We start from the raw sequence: 20145 nt of genomic DNA, 5'->3' as shown, positions 1-20145 counted from the left end.
TAAGGCTGTGCTTAATGCACGCCGCCGGATGCGCTGATTCTCTCACCCGTCAGCCATGCGGCGTCATCTGAAGCGAGGAAGACCACTGTCGGGGTTATATCTTCCGGTTTCCCGAACCGGCCGCCCAGCGGCGTAGTCGCAGCAAGAGCCCTTCCGGCCTCGCTGGCAACGAAACCGGCGTTGCCTTCCGTATCCGTAAAGCCCGGGGCAACAGTATTGACGCGGATGTTACGCGGACCGAGCTCCTTAGCGAGTGCCATCGTCATCGTATCCACTGCGCCTTTGCTCGACGCGTAAAGCATGGTAGTCGGAACCGGATTCTTGGTTGCGATCGTGCCGATATTGATAATACTTCCGCCTTCCGCAGGGAAATGTTTCAACGCTTGCTGCGTGGTCAGAATCGGCCCAAGCACGTTAATGTTATACTGGCGATGGAACAACTCCTCCGTCACGTCCTCTAATGGCTGGAATTCGAAGATGCCGGCGTTGTTGACCAGGATGTTCGGCGTACCAAGAGCATTTTTCGTCTCCTCGAACAGCCGCTCGACGTCCGCCGCTTTGGACATATCGCCCTGAACCGCGATTGCTCGGCCTCCTCCTTTGATAATTTCGGTTACGACACGGTCTGCACCCTGCCTACTGGAGGAAAAATTGACGACGACAGCCGCACCGGCCTCCGCCAATCCCTTCGCGATGCCGGCACCGATTCCCTTCGAAGCGCCCGTTACTATTGCCACTTTACCTGTTAAATTTGCCATGTTTTATATTCTCCCTCTCATAATTAAAAAAATAAGTTTTTTTGAACTTTTTCCGTTTTAAAAATTCGCCCAATTATCCATGTAATACAAGAATTGCCGCGTATCAGCTCAATGGATTCCGCCGGAAGCGTTGATTCTCTCGCCTGTTAGTCATGCGGAATAAAAAGAAGCGATTGTACTTTTTTTCTATTCAACGAAAGGTTATTGGGACAATACTCTTTTATAAGTGGAGAAGACTCCGGCGTGCAATCCTTCATGGTACAGGTTGTAACGCAGCGATTGCTCAGGAGTTACCAGAGAGAGTCCCGTGGACGTATTAATCGCATCTACACTTTCGTTCAAGCGGTCCATCGGATACTGCTTGCGGATTCTGTCCAGTTGTTCCGTCAATAGGGTTTTCAGTTCTGGCAATGTCGGTTTAGGAAGCGAAGCAGGGTAATCCAACGGTCCCTTACCTGATCCGAACCGTTCAACAAACCCTTCCGGCAGATTCATCGAAAGATTCAGTTGCGACAGCGTCAAGTGCTCTGTAACGAAATAGATATGACCAAGTTGCCAACGGATATTATTGCGGCAACCAGCGGGAATACGATCTGCGAGTTCCTCAGTCACGCCTTCCATTGCTAGCAGCGTTTGTGCTCTAATAATGCCCAAGTCTTCGAAAATCGTTGTTTTCATTTTTATCGCTCCTTGATTGTTTATGCTTTAGTGTGCCGCCATAACTGTGCACCGATTCAACTGGCTTTTATCACGAAAGTAACTATCTATTTTTAAAAAAAGGTTACAAAACAATCTATATCACGAATGGCGACGGCTTGTAAGTAACTATCTTAGGCAAGTTTTGGATGTTACCGCGATTTGTGACGCGCCCGAAATCTGATTTTCCCGCGACAACCGTTTCGGTTATCTCAAGCAGTTTTTTTTAAATAGAAGAGTTATTCCCGGTCGTTCTGAAACGGATCTACCTTCATAGAACATACGATCCGCGATTTCTGCCTTCTCTTTGGCCACCAAGGTGACCGCGCTTAATTTAAAGATGGCGGTTTTGCCTCCTACCCAGGAAACGTACCGATCCAAATGAATCCGCCCCTCGACGACGCCCGACACGTCCGACCCCAGAATGAGGGGAAAGGACACCGCCGGCTGTCACTCAGGAGAAAGTTCCTATACCACTCGCGCAGGTACCAGTTGGAGGGTTGATGCCAACCACGTAAACGCGGACAAGCATCTCACCTGGCTTCAGCTCGGGAAGCTGCGCCTCCTCGTAACGCAGTACCTAAGGGCTGCCATGCAAACGAATCGCCTTCATTGTATCTGTAGACAACTTGCTTTCTCCTTACATGCAGATGAGTTATACTTACCAGAGCAGTGCTCCACATAAAAGGATCACTGTTCCGTTTACGATTATACGGAGCACCGCTCCAATTGTCAAGGAGGAAGAATATGCGAGCCGATGCGAAGAAAAACTATGAGCACATACTGGCAGTCGCGAACGTGGTTGTAACCCAGCACGGCGCCGATGCATCGCTGCGCGATATCGCTCGCAGAGCTGGCGTCGGGCTCGGCACATTGTATCGTCATTTCCCGACCAGAGAGGCGCTGCTTGATGCATTGCTCCGCGCAGGCTTCGACGAGCTGACGGCAAAGGCACGTGAGCTTGAAACTGCGAGTTCACCCGATGATGCACTTGTGTCGTGGCTACGTGACGTCGTTACATTCACGGGTAACTATCAAGGTGTTGTGGAAGCTATGATTGCAGCCATCGAGGACACGGAATCCGCACTACATGCTTCGTGCGTCACGTTGCGAACGGCAGGCACGCGGCTTCTCACTCGCACTCAGGCCGAGGGTCTAGCGCGTACCGACATGAATGGTGATGACTTGTTCTCGCTAGTTGCTGCGCTCGCGTGGCTCGGTGACCAGCGCTCGTCCGCGCCACGAGCTGAGCATCTCTTCAGTATTATCACGAGCGCGATCATAACGAATCGAGCGAGCGGTCGAACAAGCCATTTGTAATCCAGATAAAGAACTGGCTGTTCGCCAACACACCGCGCGGCGCAAAAGCGAGTGCGGCGATCTATAGCGTAATCGAGACAGCGAAGGAGAAATACAACGACTTGAATTATCTCTTTAAGCAGTTGCCGCAGCTCTCCGATCCGCTGGATGCCGAATTACGGGAATTGTTCCTGCCCTGGTCAGCCTCGCTCCCCGCCGATTGTCGGATGAAGCAGAATCCATAGAAGTACATCCCAAGTCCGCTCCCGCCGCTAGGTGGGGGCTATTTGACGCTCACCATGAACAAAGCGACTCCACAACACTCAAAACTTCAGCGTACAAAAAAAAGCAGCTCTAGACATTTTCCTGAAGCTGCGCTGACCGAAATGATTTCCCAACAAAAGGACACCCGTCATCTTTTTCCATTACACATTTTTACATATATTTATAGGTGGTATCAGCAACGCTGGTACTACCCCTTATTGCCGGAAAAGTCTATTTATCGAAGTAACCAGCGAGAATGCTCTTGAATTGTTCAGGTGTTTTTCGTTAAAATGTTGGCGAGACCCCTTAATGACCAGCAGATATCTATATGATATCTATTAGCGGTATCCACATGATTCCCTCAAAATACCGCAATGTTAGCGTCCACTCGGTCTGACCTTCAATTGTTCCTTTAAGCTGCTTACCATCATCCATCTTAATTGCTACCAACTGCATGTTTGGTCTATAGTAAGCTTAATCGTACACTCATAGCCCGGAAGCCCCTCTTTATGATTATTTTATGGGCTCGAACCCCACCTAGCGGATAAGTATTCACGTAAAGTTATTTCTACAATATCGACAATCTTCTTAATTTTGTTTCGATGTCAAATAGAACCATCCCTTATGAAGATAGTATATTATCTTCCAAGTGGATTGAGGAGACACAAGAAAAGAAGCCCCTCTCAAAGTTGATGGGCTTCTTCTTTTTCAGTTAATCAATTTGCAACGCATTTTTCATCATTTGAATGGTACCAGTTATTCGTCTCGGCAATTCCCATGTCCTGTAATAAACTTCTAAATCATCCCGGCACTCCTTTATTCGATCAAGGAAGGCTGGATGCGTTTTGTGGATGCGAATCCCATTGGAACTTGGATGAAGTCCTTTGGCCATAACCAACTCGCCTGCCTTTTCTAATTCTTCAAAAACATGAAAAGGTAGCCAGCCCAGGCACCTAACAACTGACCTTTGTGTTGTGCAAGCACGTATCCATAACTGGTTAAGGCTGAATGAAGGAAATGTGGGAGAGCGTAGACTCTGCGAGATGTGGTGATAGTTTTGGAAAATATAAATCAATATTGGTTTGAAAAAGGTATAGTGACTCCAAGGGATATAAGTTCTTGTCCAACGACATCAACCGTGTATAGCGACATTAAAATGGGATCATTGAATCCCATTTTCCTCATTCCGAGAGTAAAACGCTGTCTTTTTCTCTGAGGTATTCCGGAAATGAATTAACCTTCCTGCTCTTCACTTGTTTAACTAAAGTTCCTCGTTTAGTTCAGTTATTCCAAACTGATTACTACTCATTTTTTATTGTCCCTTAAAATAGATTCGGAAGTTCGTCAGTTCGCTTCACTGCAAACATTCTCGCCATATCCAGTCAGCCGCGCGACATATCCGTTGGAATTCCTTCTTCTTTCTTAGCATTATCTCGGCGATTTCATTTCCTTGGCTTTAGGTCAATTTGATTACAACAAACTCAACTAAAAACATAGTAGTCTCTTGGCACTCATAGCCTATTTTCTTCTTTATATCGTCGTCAAGATGAAAAGTTATTTTTCCAGGAAGTTCTTGTTTAATGATGTATTTATCCGTCCCTGTTTCCTCAATTAATTCACGTATAATGACAGCTTTTAGGCATAAAACCTTTTCTTCAACTCCTCCTTTTGGAAAGTCCCAAACTTCAGATTCCTTATTGAAAGTTTTCGATGTTTTATGAACCAATAGGAATTTATCCCCTTGGCATACTATAGCTCCAACGCTTTACGGACGTTAATGGGAAACATCCCCATATAATTTAATGTCATACTCGTTATTTGTAATAATAGTCTTATTTAATGACATGGGTAGGTTAAGGTTATTCTGAAAAACAAAAAGGGGCTGTCCCAAAAGGGTTATAGATCTTGAAGGGGATCTACCTTGAAGTTGTTTACACGTATCCATGAGGACTTCCGCCAATAGGTGGAGGTCCTTTTGGGGCAGAGTTGTTCTTAACGGAACGACAAGCCGCTAAAGTGGATAATATGAGCTGAAAATTGAATTAGCGGAACGAGAGGGCGTTATTCGATGAAATTTGTGCTATTCGAAGCTAAAAACAACGGAATAGCGGCTCTACGTTCCTCGTTTGCTTGAATGAGAGCATATTTCACGTAAATAACGTCTATACGTTCCCTTAGTGGAAAGGTAGATGGATACATGTGCCCATGATGAAGCTGCCCCTCTAATGTATTTAACATTTTGGGACAGCCTTTTTACATTTTGCTCAAGGAAGCGGCGACGCTCCAGCTTCTCCTTTTCGGGATCCGCCATCAGTTCTGAACGCCTCGATTGTCTCGGGTCCGCCTTCTTTTCGCCTTAATTATAGACTACTTAATAACGACGTATTCCAAGTTAACCAGCTTGGCGTAGGTCACGATTTGGTCTGTCGTCAGGTTCAAAGAAACGACGGTATGGTGGCCGCCACCATTCTCTATCCAGGCTTTTACCCCATCCTGGAAGTTTGGCTTCACGCTCCAGAGTACACGAGCCACGGGAAGCTTAGGCGCCGGAACCGTTGGCTCGAAAGCGGAAACCTCGTTGATCAGCAATTTATAATGAGTGCCGAAGTCCGCCATGGATACGACGACGCCTTCGCCAGCTTTGCCGTCAAATACGAGACGTGCCGGATCTTCACGATCGCCGATTCCGAGTGGGGAAACAATGATTGTCGGTTTGTTGCTTGCCAAGGTCGGATCTACCTCGAGCATATGGGATTGCAGGATCGCTTCCTGACCAGCCGCCATCTCGTAAGTGTAATCCTCCATAAAGCCTGTGTTTTGATTGCGGCTCATCACTTTCAGCAAGCGATCGAGCGCGGCCGTCTTCCAGTCGCCTTCGCCGGCAAAGCCATAGCCCTGCGCCATCAGTCGTTGAACAGCAAGACCAGGAAGTTGTTTCATTCCATGCAAATCTTCGAAGTTCGTCGTGAAGGCATTATAACCTTTCTCATCCAAGAAACGTTTGATGGCAATTTCATAGCTCGCTTGGATTCTGACGCTCGCTTCCCAAGCTTCTTTACTGTTCGTGCCGAAATCGAATTCGTAGAGCTCCGCATACTGGCCCATCAGATCATCAATTTCTTGCTCTGTAACGGCATTCACGTATTCCACGAGGTCGCCGATGCCGTAGTAGTCCACGGTCCATCCGAATTGAATTTGGGCCTCGACCTTGTCCCCTTCCGTTACGCCAACGTTGCGCATGTTGTCGCCGAAACGGGCGACTTTGATGTTGAAGCTTTCGTTATAGGCAACCGCTACGTCCATCCAATCCGCAATCTGCTGCTGCACTTCCGGACGTCCCCAGTAGCCTACGACGATCTTATTTTGTTTCTTCAGACGGGCATTAATGAAGCCGTATTCGCGATCGCCGTGAGCGGCTTGGTTCAGGTTCATGAAGTCCATGTCGATCGTAGCCCAAGGAATGCTTTCATTGAACTGGGTTGCCAAGTGAAGCAGAGGCTTCTGCAGCAGTTTTGTACCGCGAATCCACATTTTTGCAGGCGAGAACGTATGCATCCATGTGATGACACCCGCCACTTCATCGCGATAGTTGACCTCTTTCATGATACTTGTAATTTTATCCGCACTTACTGCCAGGTCCTGCAAGACAAGTGGATAAGGGAGCACACCGCTGTTATTCAAGGCATCAGTCATCGTCTGCGCGTGAGCTTTCACTTCAGCAAGCGCTTCTTCCCCGTACAGATGTTGCGAACCTACGACGAACCAAAACTGTTTAGCTGCTGTTGTTGACATCGTGATCTTCCTCTTTTCTCTATTTTATAATGAATAAGGCCATTACTTCTGCCCGTAGTAGGCATCTTTCCCGTGTTTCCGAAGATAGTGCTTATCCAGAATGCCTTGAGGCAGTTCTTTTGCAAAATGATTCAATTGCCGTGCGTACAAATTCATTTTGCACACTTCCTCCAGCACGACACTGTTCACAACCGCCGACTTCACGTCTTTCCCCCAAGTGAACGGCGCATGTCCTTGGAGCAGGACGGCTGGGATTGCCATAACATCCAGTCCGAGCTTCTCGAACGTCTCGATGATGACGTGACCCGTCTCGGCTTCGTAGCCCCGGTCAACCTCCTCTTGGTTCAAGAAGCGCGCGCAAGGAACGGCGCCATAGAAGGTGTCCGCATGCGTCGTTCCCATGACCGGTACATCCAGTCCTGCTTGCGCCCAGATCGTTGCCCAGGTAGAGTGGGTATGCACGATGCCGCCGATTTGTGCATAGTGTTTGTACAACACGGCGTGAGTCGCGGTATCGGAGGAAGGTCTCAGCTCTCCCTCGACCACATTACCGTCGAGATCCACGACTACCATATCGCTCGCTTTCATCTTTTCATAGCTGACTCCGCTCGGTTTGATCACGAACAGACCGCTTTCCCGATCGATGGCGCTCGCATTTCCCCAAGTGAATTTCACGAGTCCATGCTTCGGCAATTCCAGATTTGCCTGATAAACCTCTTCTTTCAATTGTTCTAACAACGTTAGCCCCTCCCGTTCTCTAGCAAATGGTCTACAGCAGCTTGTTCGATGGCCAACCCTGCTTGGTATCGTTTGATGAATGCTTGGAACCCTTTTACGTCTGTTGCATCCGGAACAATCTCCTGTCCTTCGACATCATTAAAGACCTTCTGCTCGAGGAAGTTATCCAGGCTCTCTTCTTGATCTTTGTTGATCATATATGAAGCCAGAAGCGCCATGCCCCATGCCCCGCCTTCGCCGGCCGTGGACATGACCGAGATCGGTACGTTCAGCGCGCCCGCTAAGATTTTTTGTCCGACGACAGGAGTCTTGAATAGGCCGCCATGAGCCAAAATGCTGTCAATGGCCACTTGTTCGTTTTCGGTCAAAATGTCCATTCCTAGCTTCAATGCTCCGAAAGCAGTGAATAAGTGCGTTCGCATGAAATTAGCCAGATTAAAGTTGCTTTCTGGCGAGCGAACGAACAACGGCCGGCCTTTGTCAATTCCTGTAATATTTTCGCCCGAGAGATAACCGTAGCTAAGCAAACCCCCGCCATCCGGGTCGGCTTCCAATGCCTTATTCAACAGCACGCTGAACAATTTGCCGGAATCTACGCCGTATCCCATAGCTTCGGAGAATTCACGGAACAATCCCATCCAAGCGTTGAGATCGCTGGAGCAGTTGTTGGCATGCACCATGCCGACCGGACTGCCGTTTGGCGTCGTGACCATATCGATCTCCGGATAAACTTTGGATAATTCTTTCTCCAATACAATCATCGCAAAAACGGAAGTGCCCACGGAAATGTTACCCGTACGCTTCCTGACGCTATTCGTCGCAACCATGCCTGTGCCGGCATCGCCCTCTGGAGGACATAGCAGAATACCAGGCTGCAGATCCCCGGCCAGGTCCAGTATGCCGGCTCCCGTCTCCGTTAGTTCGCCAACTTGATCGCCGGAGAGATATACTTTAGGAAGAAGATCCTCAAGCTTCCACGGATAGCCTTTGGCTGCTATAAGTTCATCGAATTGCTTAACCATCGATGGATGGTAATTACGGCTTGCTTCATCAATAGGGAAGATGCCGGAAGCATCTCCGATGCCGATCGCTTTATTGCCGGTCAGCAGCCAGTGAATATATCCAGCCAGCGTCGTTACAAAATCAATGCGGGGCACATGTTCCTCTTGATTTAATATCGCTTGGTACAAATGAGCGATACTCCAACGCTCAGGGATATTAAATTGGAACAAGTCCGTTAATTCCCTAGCTGCCGCACCGGTTGTTGCGTTGCGCCAAGTCCGAAACGGCACCAGCAGATCACCCGTGCTGTCGAATGCCATATAACCGTGCATCATAGCGGAAAACCCGATCGAACCCACGGTCCGGAGGGTGACCCCGTAATTCCGTTCCACTTCCTGCTTCATTTCACGATAAGCGGTTTGGAGGCCTTTAATAATATCCTCCTGGTTGTACGTCCAATATCCGTCTTTCAATAGATTTTCCCACTCATAGCTTCCCGATGCGATGGTCTCGAAACGACGATCGATCAACACCGCTTTGATCCGCGTAGATCCGAATTCGATACCTAGCGAAGTTTCACCCTTAGTTATCGCTTCTTTCAAGTCTACATGATTCATAATCACGTATCTCCCTTCTCTGTTCGTGGCTTAAACCCAACGATTGCGAATCGTATAATAGCCTGATTCCGATCGAACCGGTCACTCGATGAGACAAACGGAAGATTTCAATCGAAAGAAGGCGCTTTCTCTTACTGACAGTTTTAGTATATTTTCTGTACGTACATTTGTCAATATAGTCTAATAGTTATACTAACATAAGCTGAAATACTACCTCTTTTCGTCTCACCAAGATGTTTTCCTAAGGATAAGTATAGAAGTTGTACCATTGAAATCATAAACAAATATGACTATATTTGCATTCCATACAATTTATGCTAGAATGTGTACGTACAACTTAATGAACAACGATGAAAGAAGTGGATTTCATGAAGCCAAAGTACCAGATCATCATAGATGAGATAAAAAGTTATATCCTCTCGGGAACTTACAAAGCAGGCGAGAAAATCCCTTCGGAATTCGCTTTGCAGGAGGACTACAACGTTAGCCGGCAGACGGTTAGAAAGGCTATTCTGGAATTATCGAATGAGGGTTTCCTAAGAAGCGAGAAAGGATCCGGCACGTACGTCAGCACCCAATACCGGTCCAGAACGGGTGGGAAAGCCATGAATAAAACGATTGGCGTCATCACGACATATATCTCGGATTACATCTTTCCCTCCATTATCCGCGGCATTGAAAGCCGATTAAATGAAGATAACTATTCCTTGCTGTTAGCCAGTACAAATAACGATATCTCCCAGGAAAAAAAGGCGTTAGAAATGATGCTGTCCTACGGCGTGGATGGACTGATTATAGAACCTACCAGAAGCAATGTATACAACCCCAATATCGCTTACTACCTGTCTTTTAAGGAGCAGGACGTTCCGTTCACGATGATCAATGCCTATTATGAAGAGTTGGAGGTTCCTTTCTTCTGTCTGGATGACGTGCAGTCCAGCTATCTAGCAACTCGGGAGCTGATTGACAAAGGACATACCCAGATCGGAATCATCGCGAAAATGGATGATTTACAAGGGAAGTATAGAATGAAGGGATTTATCAAGGCTCTTGGGGAAGCCAAATTACGGTTCCAGCAAGAGCATGTGCTTTCTTTCGATACGGCGACGAAGTCGGACCTGTCCGCTAACTTGGAAGTGTATCTGAACGACAATCGCGATGACGTGACTGCGCTTGTGTGTTACAACGACGAGGTAGGCTTGGAAGTCGTACATGTCTGCAGAAAACTGGGTATCTCCATTCCAGACGAGCTATCCATCATTGGACAGGACAATTCCTATATCGCCAAAAACGCAAATATCAAACTAACGACGCTGACCCACCCCCAAGAACAAATGGGACGAGACGCAGCGGACTGGGTCATTAAGAATTTACAAGGCAAAAAAGACTTGCCCACCAACACCTACTACCAGCCCGTATTCATTGAGGGCGAAACCGTAAAAGCGATCGAAGTGGAATAGTCATGGACTGTGTTATTACTTATGGTACGGTTCTCCTAAATTGATCTGCAACAAAACTGCCCGTTTAGTTGAGAAGGCTGCCGATCCAATACTGTCGGCAGCCTCCTCCTGTTTTACTGAGATATCGTTCCTCGTTAGCTTAGTCTATTTTCTGTTTTTTTAATAAGTACCGAATCCCTTTTCCCGCCATTATTTCATCCGCATATCGAGGAATTACATGTAAATGCGAATGAAAAACATGCTGTCCCCCCGCATGACCACAATTCCATCCGATATTATAGCCATCTGGTTTGTAATTCCGATCCAAATACAACTTAACTTCGTGTAATAAATGATATGTTGCATTCCATTCATCTTGAGTTAAGTCAAACACAGTTTCCCTATGTTCTTTGGGGACAATAATACCAGCCCCTTTAATCTCTTGTTCTTTAAGCAAAGTATAAATACATCTGTCATTGCTGATTATGACTTCATGACTTTTATTATTGGAAATATTGCAATAAGGACAGTTAACCAAACTCCACACCTCACAGATTTGAATACATATCCAGGATCTTTATTCGCTTCATCCATATATTTTCCCTTTTTTGCAATTTATTAGCTTATTATTCTCATCCCATATAACTTGCCCATCGAAGGATTCCGTGATAAAACGCAAGGGAACGAGTGTTGCTATCCCATTGGATGGTAGCCCCCAGCGACTCTAATATCTTTCGAAGTGGTAGCACCGTTGTCTCATTGATGATCTCTGGATATTGTTGAAAAGATAACATATTCCCGTTTAGCCTCACTTTAATTATGGAGGGGTATAGATACTTTAACGGGTTCGTTAAAACTCCATCCACCTGGGCTAACTTGCCCCACCTGATTAAATCCTCAAGCCCATGCGTTACCATTATTATCTAATGCAACAGTGTGTCTGTTTTTATTGAGTGTCTTCATCGCTTTTGTACTCCAAAATATCACCTGGCTGACAATCCAAAGTCTTACATATCGCTTCTAATGTTGAAAAACGAACCGCTTTTGCTTTCCCATTTTTCAGAAACGGCGATCACCATAGAGGCGAAAATAATGACCAATCCGATTGGTATGAAACTTGGAGGGTCAACTCTTTTCCCCATGAAATAGTAGAGTGGCATACCTAGCAGGTATAAAGTACTGATCGTGATGGCACAGTATTTTATATTCTTTAAAGCTTTTACCGATAATTCCGAGAACGCCTGGTTCTTATCAATATAGCTTAAAAGTTTAAAAGCTTGATACAGAGCAAAGTAAAAAGATATCGCTGCCGCGTACATATCGATTAAAACGAGAGATTTCATATAAGCAATATCTGGATACAATTCTCCAGCAAAATTCCCGATCTTAGGCACCAAAAATATGCACAATGCAAGAACTGAGATTCCTATAAAAATAACAGCTAGCTTTAAAAAGAGTGTCGTAACTTGTTTCATAAAAAGCACCTCGTTAATTAAATTTTACCGAAACGTTAATCATTTTCTGGTTTAATTCAAGGATGTTTTTTAATGGCTTTTGAAGTGCATCCATAAATAATTAATAATTACCTTTAAGAAAGTGGATGAACCTTGTTTAACATTCATTTAAAACACCTCCACTTATTTAATGACAACATGATTTTAGCACATGATTTATCGTTTTACATTAAATTAGTATTGTTTTAAATTATATTTTTATTGAAATATCCTTATAATTTTGACAAATAAAAAAAGCATTTCTCATTGCAAAGAAATGCTCTTACTATCGTATTCGTTAGTTCAACAAAGCACCATGACTCAATTATTGTTTAAGCTTCATCGTTTCATCTCTTAAAATATCTCGGTTTCTTTTTATAAAATCAATAAGAAACTTAACTTGTTTATCATCATATTGATTAAATATAGCTTGTATGGATTGTCCCAAAGACTGTAAATGCTTCATTATATCCTTCTCAGCTTTTTCTTTATTAACTTGAATAATCACTCTTCTACGATCTTCAACATCCTTCTCACGAAAGACGTATCCCGCCTTTTCAAGTCTGTCAAATTCCCCCGTTATCGTTCTCGTTGTAAGCCCTGTTAGCTCGGAAAGCTTTCCGGCTGTCATAGGATGATTCTCCAAAATAATATCCAAGCATTTATGGTCCGTTTAAAAGGAGCGTGCGCCATGTCTAAAAAGATCTCCCAAAATCAAAAAAATTGGTGGCTAATATTTCATCTTCTTTTTACGGCAATGTGGATAGGAGGCGGTTTTACCCAGTTGGTGTTGATCTTAATTGTCTATTTCACTACCAGTGGAGAGTTTCTTTATTCTGCCCATTCTTTTATGCATATCTTTGACCTTGCTCTCATTATTCCCGGAGCATTAGGCGTTGTCTTTACAGGCATTGTTTTATCCATCCGTACACATTGGGGACTGACGAAGTATTATTGGATTATATCTAAGGAAGTCATCGCTTTTGTTCTGATTCTTTCAGGTGGTATATTAAATATCTGGGTCCAAGATGCTATTCAAATTACAGTATTGGAGCGTCTGGACTCTCTTCATAATCCAAGGTATCTCCATGACCGGTTTATGCTTCTTGTTTTCGGTGCGTGTCAATTGATCTTATTATTAGCTGTGATTTTCATTTCCGTAAGAAAACCATGGGGAAAACGCAAAAGCAAACGACTCCCCCATGCTTCAGACCAATAGCATTAATGAGTTATAACTATTACATTCTCCGTGTGAGAGCTGATTCAATAGAGCCGTGTAGGAGACTTTGCATTTCTTGTCGAATATGGAGAGTCGTCGTATATAGAGAAATTAAATTGGGAGGTTATGTAGTTGAGTCGAAAAGTTGTTGTACTTCTATTGCTTATGATGTTTGTTGTAAGCTCCAATGCTTACGCTGCTGATAGCAAGATCGCTGTTTACCTGGATGGAAATGAGTTGACGTTTGATACACCCCCCATCATTACAGATGGAACGACACTTGTACCGTTAAGAAAAATTTTCGAAACTTTAGGTTCACAAATTCAATGGGACAATACTACGCGTACGGTTACTGCAACGAAAGGCGATGTTTTGATTACCTATAAAATCGGGGAAAAGAACGGTTACAAGAACGGAAAATCCGTAACGATGGAAGTACCTGGAGTTATCTCCAATGGGTTTACACTTGTACCTTTACGGTTCGTCAGCGAAGCACTAGGAGCCTTAGTAGCTTGGAACGGCGAAACCAAACGTATTGATATCACTCATCAAGAGAACGCCACAGCCGAAGTAAAAGCTACAGAAACCAGCTATACCCCAAGCATCAATCGCTTGAATGGAAACCAAGTAGGCACCGTTTATGTGGATGGAGAATGGATTTATTACACCCACCCCATGGATGAGCGGAAAATCTATAAAATGAAACTAGATGGATCAATGAACACCAAGATTGGCGATGAGGTAAGTACTAGCCACCTTATTGTTGATAAAGATTGGATCTACTTCTCGACGTTTAAAGTCATTGGACACCCTAGAGATTACAATCTTTCCCCAGAGAACGGCGTCTATAAAATGAAAACCGATGGCTCAGGACTTCAGAAGCTACTCAGCGGCACATCGATTGCGGCTATGTCTATTACCGGAGATTCGATCTATTATACGAAACAATTCGATACATCGAACGTGAATATGGTCAAGACGGATGGTACTGGAAATCAGTTGGTATATAAAAATGTTTGGAACTACCAAATTTCGGGTGAAACTCTATATTACAATCAAGAATCCAGGCTACCCGTTGACTTCTATGAAATGAAGCTAAATGGAACGAATAAACGTAAACTAATGAGAAATATTTCCTCAAGATATCAAGTCATTAACAATTCCTTATACTATACAGACGGTACTTACCTTATGGAAAGGCTCCTCAATGAACCTGAGAAGGAACCAACGAAGGTCATAGAACTTAATTCGAATAACCTTGTTATCGTTAACGAGCAGACGGTGATTTTCCAGAAGAAAAATGATATGAAACTGTATAAAGTAGATCTAATAGCTAAAAATGTTACTCTCTTGCATGACTCGGCTGTACAGAGTTTTGACGTTGCAGGTGATCTTATTAAAGTCACTTTCGCTAATCCTGTCACGTTCTCATGGATCAACTGGAAAACCAAAGAAATGACAGCTATCCAATAGTTTGAAGTTGTGCAAAAAAGGCTGCTCCTCGACAATCATATTCCGAGGAGCAGCCTTTTCATTTGCTTTTGCTCTAATCTGCCCATTCGTTCAGCGAAGGCTAGCATATTTTTTTGTAATGTAGGGACATTTGTGTCTTCAGACTGTTCTAATTCCTTTCTTGAAGAACTTGCACCGATTGTGCCGAAACAAGCCCCACTCGGTTGCAATAAACGGCAGCCCTCCACTGGAGAGCTGCCGTTGTACTTGCGCTCATTTGTCCTTATTTTTAGGAACAGCCACCTGAGTAGACGCGACTGTTATGTTTCCAGCCAGATCGACGGCAGTATACGTAATCGTATAAATTCGGCCGCTGCCTTTACCGGATCGCTCCGCGCGGAGGCTGAACGATGTGTCGTATGTTCCGATTGCTGCATCCTGTATGTCATTCACCGTATCGCCGTCGCCAAGACCGTTATCAGGCTCATTCGATGTTATCGAGGTAAGCACGACAGATGCGATACCGGAGCCGGTTCCATCCGCATTTACGCTAATGCTGACCGTCACCATATTATGCTTATTTCCCTCTAATATTGGCTTATCGATCAAGAGATGGAGCGTCGGCGCGATTTGGTCGATATTGCCTACGGTCGCCACCGCGCTGCCCTTATTGCCGGCTGCGTCCACAAACTCAAAGGTGAAGCTGCCGTTTGCTGTGAAAGTGTAGCTGGGCGAGCCGCCGTTATTGGTGATGGTTACCGCTTTACTTGGCGTGATCGTTGCCGTCACATTCTGGTTTGTCGGACTGGTTTGGCTGTAACTGACCGTCGCCGTCGGAGCGGTCTCCTTCGTAAGCTTGAATAGTTTGGATTCGGCAGGCTGAAGCATAAGCTCCTTCGTTCCGCTTACATCGGAAACATCAATCCCCGGAAATATAGTAAACCGTTACTTTGTAATTTCCGCTGGTTGTAGCGGTTACATTGTTGATCTTTAAAGATGCTCCTTGGTAAAGGCCGCCAACCTTCTTCCCACCCGAGCACGCTCCGCAATCGTTCACGGAGGCGTTACCGGTGAGCGAGTTCCCTGCCGCCTCGGCTTCGTAGACGCCATCCACCGATACTGCGAATTCGTCTATTCAACCCTTCACAGCAGAACTGACCGTCAAAGCGCTTTCTACTTGTTCGGTGAAGATCAGGTATAACACGACCATCGGCAAGCTCGCGATCGTCATTACAGCGCCCATTCCTCCCCAGTCGGTCGCATGAAGTCCTTGAAAATAGATGAGCCCAATCGGTAAGGTCATTAATTGTTCTTTTGTAATCAATATTGACGCCAAAAAAAACTCATTCCACGTCCCCATAAACTGAAGAATAACAATGGTTGCAACTGCCGGAGTGAGGATCGGCATAATTATGCGAAAGAAAGCGAGATAAATCGAGGCGCCATCCATACAAGCCGACTCTTCCAGCTCTTGTGGAATTCCCCGTAGGAAACCGTAAAATACCATCGATGCAAAGGGCAGACCGAACGCCACGTAAGGGATCAATAAAGCGCCGTAAGTATTCGTCATGTGAAAATCTTTCACGATAATCGCCAAGGGAATGATGATGACTTGAATCGGAATAAACATGCCGATAATCATGTAAATCCGCACCGCTTCTCGAAATTTCCACCGAAGCCTGGCAATTGCATAGGCAAACATGACGGCGAAGATGACAACACCGATTGTCGTAACCGTAGAGACAACCAGACTATTACCGATATAGGTGGGGACACTGAATTTATTCCACGCGTTCACGTAATTCTCGTATCTGAAGTGCGTCGGTATTCCGAAAGGATTGGTGACGAAGATTTCATCGTTGTTTTTCAACGAATAGAAGACCATCCAAATTAACGGATATACGGAAATCACGAAATAAACCCATAAAAAGGACTGCAGGACAATTCCGACGATTCTGTTCATACCATGACTCTCCTTTACCCCTGTTCCAATCCGGTTTCTCTGCTATCAAACACTTTGTTGATAATAACGGTGACGATTAGGCTAATTACAATCAACAATACCGAAATGGCGCAAGCATACCCGTATTGATTGCCCGAAAATGCGTTCCGGATGATCATGAACGTAATCGTATAGTTTGTCGTGCCTGGGCCGCCATTGGTCATAATAGCCATTTGCACATAAGCACCTATACCTGCTGTAATGGCAATAATATAGCAAAACTTGAACGTCTCCTTCATTAGAGGGAGCGTGATGTACCAATGCGCCTTCCATTTACCCGCCCCATCAATTCGAGCAGCTTCCGTATAATGCTCAGGAACGGATTTCACGCCGGCATAGAGCAAGGCAAACTGAAATCCCATATATTGCCAAGCGTTGACGAATGCAATCGCAATAATCGAGACGCTTGGTGAGTTCAGCCAGTCTTGGCGGTAGTCCATCCCAAGGGTTTGAAACAATTTATTGATGATTCCGTTAACCGGGTCATACATGGAAAGCCAAAGTTGACACACGACAGTGACCGAAAGCACTACGGGAATAAAATAAGCGGTTTTCAGCACTTTTCGGCCTTTCACCGTCGGGTCCGAGCAAATAAGCGCCAATAACGTGCCTAAGCCAATTTGGAAAACGACCAGAACAATGGCGAATAAAAATCCATTTCGAAGCGAAGTGGTCAATAAATAATCTTGGGCAAGATCGATATAATTTCTGACGCCAATAAAAGTCGCTGTGCTCAGCCCATCCCATTCAAAGAAGCTGCGGTAAAACGTCTGGAGAATTGGATAAAACACGATTACACTATATAGAACTATTGCCGGCGTTAAAAAAATCAAGATGGCCCATTTGTTTCCTAGGTATTGTTTCATCTCCATGCTCCCTTTTTTTAAAAGACTCACACCGACTTACAAATCGATGTGAGTCATAAGGTACTGAAAGGATTTATTTCTTCAGCGTTTTATTAAGATTAGTTACGAATTGATCCGCTTTAAATCCGGAAACTATCAAGTTCTGCGAGTTGTCGTCAATACTCAGATTTACGTTCGTATCATTCTGCACGGTCGCGAAGCTTGTAATATTCGGGATCACTTCTTTTCCGAGACGAGTCAGCATTGCAGGCACTTGCGCAGTGATTGGCTTATCGACCTTGATTGATACAATCGGAGTGCCCACTTGCGTGTACTTGTACTCAGCATATTTACGTGCCATGAACGCAGCTACTTTAATCGCGACTTCTTTGTTTTTCGTTTTTGCAGAAACTGCGAAGCCTCCTGGACCGCCCGCTCCGTTCATTGCAAACTTTGCTTTTTCATAGGTGGCTTCGTCTTTCGCCGGGAAGTTCATGAAATCTACGTTGTCTCCCAGATTTTTTTGCGAGCTCGGAATTTCCCATTGGCCATTGACGAACATTGCCGCCTTGCCTTGGTAAAATAGCGAGGAAGCTTGATCGTAATTCGTCTGGGTCGCGTTTTTCGCGAATAATCCTGCGGCTTGCAGCTCCTCCACTTGCTTAGCGGCCAGCTTCAGAGCAGCCGGAGTTTCCGTCGCGCCATTGAGGGCGCCGTAGCCTTTCGATTCCTCGCGAGTCATGAAACCTTGCAATAGTGCGTTGCCAATCCATTTTTCTTTTGAGAAGATCGCGAGCGGTATGATTCCCTTCGCATTAAATTTTTTAGCGGCATCCTTCAATTGATCGATCGTTTTGATCGGCGCTTGTACGCCTGCTTCCGCAAACAGTTTCTTGTTATAATACAAGATGATAAATTCAGTGCCGGCATACGGATAGCCATACACGTGGCCGTCCGGCGCAATCAATTTAGCTTCGTTGCCTTTGTTCAAATCTTTCTTGAATTGAGCCGTTTCCGGAGCATCATCTAATGTCAAAATATTGTGCGACTTGCTGCCGATCTGCATGATATCCCAAGAGGTGTCGATGATATCAGGCAAGTCTCCTGTCGCCATTTGCGTTTTGATTTTTTGACCATTATCTTGCAGCCCAGCCATCAAAGTAACTTCAACGTTTGGCATCGCTTTTTTCAACTCGGCGACCGCGTAATCGTAGGGCTTGGAAGTGTCATCGTCGAAATGATTGGTATAAATGCTAAGCTTAACACCAGGATCTGCTGTCGCTGCAGGAGTTGTCGCTGCAGATGCAGTAGGAGTTGCCGAAGTAGGTGCTGCAGGCGTTTCTTTTGAGCTTGCTACATTCTTCGTTTCCGATCCACATGCTGTAAGTGATACTGTCATGATTAATGCGAGTGCGGTGCTGCTCAATTTCGTCCTGTTCTTCACTTTTAATACCCCCAATAATATATTCAGATTTTTGAAGCGCTTACATTAATGATTTTAGGGAAAAAGCGCTTTCGCCGTAAGGTACGTTTACGCATTATTGCGTACAAATCCCCCGTTTTCCGGGGTACAATTTTCATGCAGACGGCCAATCTGCCCTGTTGTATTCGGTTTCTGAGACCAATGTTACAGTTGGAGAACTTGAAACGAAAGTTCAAATAAGTTATGTTATCTAATTATCGCTTTTGCTTTTGCGATCAGAGATTTTCCTTTTTTTGTAACTAAACTCCCCATTACTTCAACGAAACCAGGGAGCAGCTGCCGCGTGGCGATCTGCTCCCTGGCTATTGCGCTATCGTTCTCCGTTTAGAGTTCAACAACCGTTCCCTTAATTAAGCTTATAACCTATAATCTTTCCTTCGGTTTGTCCCCAATTAAGCCCAACAAAAACATCTGAGAAAAAGCGTACCCTTTGTACGCTTTCGTCACACAAGAAGGAACTGTCAGATCAAGGTCCAAGTAGGTGGTTAGTATTCGCTGAGTGAATTCTTTTTGATTCGTTAAGGAATATTCCTGCAATTGTTTTGCAAACTCCTTGTTAACGTTTTCTCTCCCCCCAAGCGCTTCTTGCAATTGATATCCTGCCAAATATAGTTCAGCAGCAATATCTTCATCAGCTCGCAGATGTTCAGCTACATAGGTCGAAATCCAGTCACGCACTAGTGACGAGGTATCTTTTTTATTTTCCTTAGCGACCTGTTGGAAACTCTCTTTTAAGTCTTTTGATATACGTATTTGTAAATTTGTATCCATCTAGCTGATGCCTCCTTACAATCAATAAGCTAATTGTAATCTATATGTAATTACATTGTCAATACATTGTAATTACATAACTTGAAGTGCTATTCTGCGTCATATGTTTAGTTACTTCCTAAATCTGCCCGTTAATTGAATGAACAAAAAAAGGAGCTGCAGCGATGAAGTGACCCCCAAAAGTTAGACAGTATATAGTTAGACTGCCTTTAGCGCATGAGTTCGGTACTGTACCGGGCTCATGCCTTTTAGTTTTGCCTTTATTCGTTTATGGT

Annotated in this window: 20 protein-coding genes and 4 pseudogenes; 5 read left to right on the top strand and 19 right to left on the bottom strand. The window is 44.8% G+C overall.

The genetic code is table 11. The features are described from left to right. Positions 1-11: 11 nt before the first annotated feature. From AC58U0_RS34875 to AC58U0_RS34865, 3 genes are all read right to left on the bottom strand, one after another. A complete protein-coding gene (locus tag AC58U0_RS34875) occupies positions 12-758 on the bottom strand; it encodes an SDR family NAD(P)-dependent oxidoreductase (protein ID WP_497383297.1) in 747 nt (248 codons plus the stop codon). 201 nt (positions 759-959) lie between these two features. Continuing rightward, positions 960-1436, bottom strand: a complete 477-nt coding sequence (locus AC58U0_RS34870) for a DinB family protein (RefSeq protein ID WP_497383295.1) — start codon at positions 1434-1436, stop codon at positions 960-962. A 225-nt stretch (positions 1437-1661) separates the two neighbouring features. Further along, a complete protein-coding gene (locus tag AC58U0_RS34865) occupies positions 1662-1835 on the bottom strand; it encodes a hypothetical protein (protein WP_497383294.1) in 174 nt (57 codons plus the stop codon). Between the two features lie 366 nt (positions 1836-2201). On the opposite strand from AC58U0_RS34865, the gene AC58U0_RS34860 reads away from it, so the two are divergent. Together AC58U0_RS34860 and AC58U0_RS34855 are read left to right on the top strand one after the other, a co-directional pair. Further along, on the top strand, positions 2202-2774 hold the full coding sequence (locus AC58U0_RS34860) for a TetR/AcrR family transcriptional regulator (RefSeq protein ID WP_497383292.1): 573 nt from the start codon (positions 2202-2204) through the stop codon (positions 2772-2774). Then, a pseudogene (locus tag AC58U0_RS34855) lies at positions 2738-2998 on the top strand (IS66 family transposase); the annotation flags it as partial. The gene AC58U0_RS34860 and the pseudogene AC58U0_RS34855, both read left to right, overlap by 37 nt. 731 nt (positions 2999-3729) lie before the next feature. Here the strand turns inward: AC58U0_RS34855 and AC58U0_RS34850 are convergent. The 5 genes from AC58U0_RS34850 to AC58U0_RS34830 form a co-directional block, all read right to left on the bottom strand. Continuing rightward, positions 3730-3909, bottom strand: coding sequence for a hypothetical protein (locus AC58U0_RS34850; protein ID WP_497383290.1), 180 nt, complete (start codon positions 3907-3909; stop codon positions 3730-3732). A gap of 564 nt (positions 3910-4473) precedes the next feature. Next, on the bottom strand, positions 4474-4770 hold the full coding sequence (locus tag AC58U0_RS34845) for an NUDIX domain-containing protein (RefSeq protein WP_497383318.1): 297 nt from the start codon (positions 4768-4770) through the stop codon (positions 4474-4476). Between the two features lie 614 nt (positions 4771-5384). Continuing rightward, positions 5385-6809: an L-arabinose isomerase gene (araA, locus tag AC58U0_RS34840; protein ID WP_497383289.1), complete on the bottom strand. Its 1425-nt coding sequence runs from the start codon at positions 6807-6809 to the stop codon at positions 5385-5387. A gap of 42 nt (positions 6810-6851) precedes the next feature. After that, entirely contained in the window at positions 6852-7547 is a 696-nt protein-coding gene (locus AC58U0_RS34835) for an L-ribulose-5-phosphate 4-epimerase (protein ID WP_497383287.1), read from the bottom strand. A gap of 2 nt (positions 7548-7549) precedes the next feature. After that, positions 7550-9166, bottom strand: coding sequence for a xylulokinase (locus AC58U0_RS34830; RefSeq protein ID WP_497383286.1), 1617 nt, complete (start codon positions 9164-9166; stop codon positions 7550-7552). 368 nt (positions 9167-9534) lie between these two features. On the opposite strand from AC58U0_RS34830, the gene AC58U0_RS34825 reads away from it, so the two are divergent. Next, a complete protein-coding gene (locus AC58U0_RS34825) occupies positions 9535-10626 on the top strand; it encodes a GntR family transcriptional regulator (protein WP_497383285.1) in 1092 nt (363 codons plus the stop codon). A gap of 139 nt (positions 10627-10765) precedes the next feature. Here the strand turns inward: AC58U0_RS34825 and AC58U0_RS34820 are convergent, their stop codons facing one another. The 6 genes and pseudogenes from AC58U0_RS34820 to AC58U0_RS34795 form a co-directional block, all read right to left on the bottom strand. Continuing rightward, positions 10766-11143: an HIT family protein gene (locus AC58U0_RS34820; protein WP_497383284.1), complete on the bottom strand. Its 378-nt coding sequence runs from the start codon at positions 11141-11143 to the stop codon at positions 10766-10768. 48 nt (positions 11144-11191) lie between these two features. After that, positions 11192-11284, bottom strand: coding sequence for a hypothetical protein (locus AC58U0_RS34815; RefSeq protein ID WP_497383283.1), 93 nt, complete (start codon positions 11282-11284; stop codon positions 11192-11194). 73 nt (positions 11285-11357) lie between these two features. After that, positions 11358-11522, bottom strand: a pseudogene (locus tag AC58U0_RS34810) (hypothetical protein); the annotation flags it as partial. A gap of 29 nt (positions 11523-11551) precedes the next feature. After that, a pseudogene (locus tag AC58U0_RS34805) lies at positions 11552-11668 on the bottom strand (helix-turn-helix domain-containing protein); the annotation flags it as partial. Beyond that, the gene (locus AC58U0_RS34800; RefSeq protein WP_497383282.1) at positions 11613-12080 is read right to left on the bottom strand and encodes a DUF2975 domain-containing protein; all 468 of its coding nucleotides are present in this window, start codon (positions 12078-12080) and stop codon (positions 11613-11615) included. The pseudogene AC58U0_RS34805 and the gene AC58U0_RS34800, both read right to left, overlap by 56 nt. Positions 12081-12423: 343 nt before the next feature. Continuing rightward, positions 12424-12759, bottom strand: a pseudogene (locus AC58U0_RS34795) (MarR family winged helix-turn-helix transcriptional regulator); the annotation flags it as partial. 30 nt (positions 12760-12789) lie between these two features. Between AC58U0_RS34795 and AC58U0_RS34790 the strand changes: the two are divergent. Beyond that, positions 12790-13317, top strand: a complete 528-nt coding sequence (locus tag AC58U0_RS34790; protein ID WP_497383281.1) for a hypothetical protein — start codon at positions 12790-12792, stop codon at positions 13315-13317. A 132-nt stretch (positions 13318-13449) separates the two neighbouring features. Further along, positions 13450-14790 carry a DUF5050 domain-containing protein gene (locus AC58U0_RS34785; protein ID WP_497383280.1) on the top strand — a complete coding sequence of 447 codons (1341 nt, stop codon included), beginning with the start codon at positions 13450-13452 and terminating at the stop codon, positions 14788-14790. A gap of 252 nt (positions 14791-15042) precedes the next feature. Here AC58U0_RS34785 and AC58U0_RS34780 read toward each other — a convergent pair whose 3' ends face one another. The 5 genes from AC58U0_RS34780 to AC58U0_RS34760 all read right to left on the bottom strand — a co-directional run bounded on the left by AC58U0_RS34780 (position 15043) and on the right by AC58U0_RS34760 (position 19870). Continuing rightward, on the bottom strand, positions 15043-15657 hold the full coding sequence (locus AC58U0_RS34780; protein ID WP_497383278.1) for a hypothetical protein: 615 nt from the start codon (positions 15655-15657) through the stop codon (positions 15043-15045). A 247-nt stretch (positions 15658-15904) separates the two neighbouring features. After that, positions 15905-16732: a carbohydrate ABC transporter permease gene (locus AC58U0_RS34775; RefSeq protein WP_497383277.1), complete on the bottom strand. Its 828-nt coding sequence runs from the start codon at positions 16730-16732 to the stop codon at positions 15905-15907. Positions 16733-16746: 14 nt separating this feature from the next. Then, positions 16747-17637, bottom strand: a complete 891-nt coding sequence (locus AC58U0_RS34770) for a carbohydrate ABC transporter permease (protein WP_497383276.1) — start codon at positions 17635-17637, stop codon at positions 16747-16749. A 73-nt stretch (positions 17638-17710) separates the two neighbouring features. Then, complete coding sequence (locus tag AC58U0_RS34765; RefSeq protein ID WP_497383275.1) at positions 17711-19060, bottom strand: ABC transporter substrate-binding protein; 1350 nt, start codon at positions 19058-19060, stop codon at positions 17711-17713. Positions 19061-19462: 402 nt separating this feature from the next. After that, entirely contained in the window at positions 19463-19870 is a 408-nt protein-coding gene (locus AC58U0_RS34760; protein WP_497383274.1) for a hypothetical protein, read from the bottom strand. Between the last annotated feature and the right edge of the window lie 275 nt (positions 19871-20145).

The sequence above is a fragment of the Paenibacillus sp. J31P190 genome (genome assembly GCF_059692075.1).
Note: the sequence above shows the minus strand (reverse complement) of the source record. Positions and strands in the feature narration are given on the sequence as shown.

Bases quoted from the DNA above. Each gene is read 5' to 3' on its own strand.
- AC58U0_RS34800 (WP_497383282.1), bottom strand. From the start codon at position 12,080: ATGAAACAAGTTACGACACTCTTTTTAAAGCTAGCTGTTATTTTTATA.
- AC58U0_RS34875 (WP_497383297.1), bottom strand. From the start codon at position 758: ATGGCAAATTTAACAGGTAAAGTGGCAATAGTAACGGGCGCTTCGAAG.
- AC58U0_RS34830 (WP_497383286.1), bottom strand. From the start codon at position 9,166: ATGAATCATGTAGACTTGAAAGAAGCGATAACTAAGGGTGAAACTTCG.
- AC58U0_RS34770 (WP_497383276.1), bottom strand. From the start codon at position 17,637: ATGAAACAATACCTAGGAAACAAATGGGCCATCTTGATTTTTTTAACG.
- araA (WP_497383289.1), bottom strand. From the start codon at position 6,809: ATGTCAACAACAGCAGCTAAACAGTTTTGGTTCGTCGTAGGTTCGCAA.
- AC58U0_RS34760 (WP_497383274.1), bottom strand. From the start codon at position 19,870: ATGGATACAAATTTACAAATACGTATATCAAAAGACTTAAAAGAGAGT.
- AC58U0_RS34870 (WP_497383295.1), bottom strand. From the start codon at position 1,436: ATGAAAACAACGATTTTCGAAGACTTGGGCATTATTAGAGCACAAACG.
- AC58U0_RS34775 (WP_497383277.1), bottom strand. From the start codon at position 16,732: ATGAACAGAATCGTCGGAATTGTCCTGCAGTCCTTTTTATGGGTTTAT.
- AC58U0_RS34860 (WP_497383292.1), top strand. From the start codon at position 2,202: ATGCGAGCCGATGCGAAGAAAAACTATGAGCACATACTGGCAGTCGCG.
- AC58U0_RS34850 (WP_497383290.1), bottom strand. From the start codon at position 3,909: ATGGCCAAAGGACTTCATCCAAGTTCCAATGGGATTCGCATCCACAAA.
- AC58U0_RS34780 (WP_497383278.1), bottom strand. From the start codon at position 15,657: ATGCTTCAGCCTGCCGAATCCAAACTATTCAAGCTTACGAAGGAGACC.
- AC58U0_RS34825 (WP_497383285.1), top strand. From the start codon at position 9,535: ATGAAGCCAAAGTACCAGATCATCATAGATGAGATAAAAAGTTATATC.
- AC58U0_RS34790 (WP_497383281.1), top strand. From the start codon at position 12,790: ATGTCTAAAAAGATCTCCCAAAATCAAAAAAATTGGTGGCTAATATTT.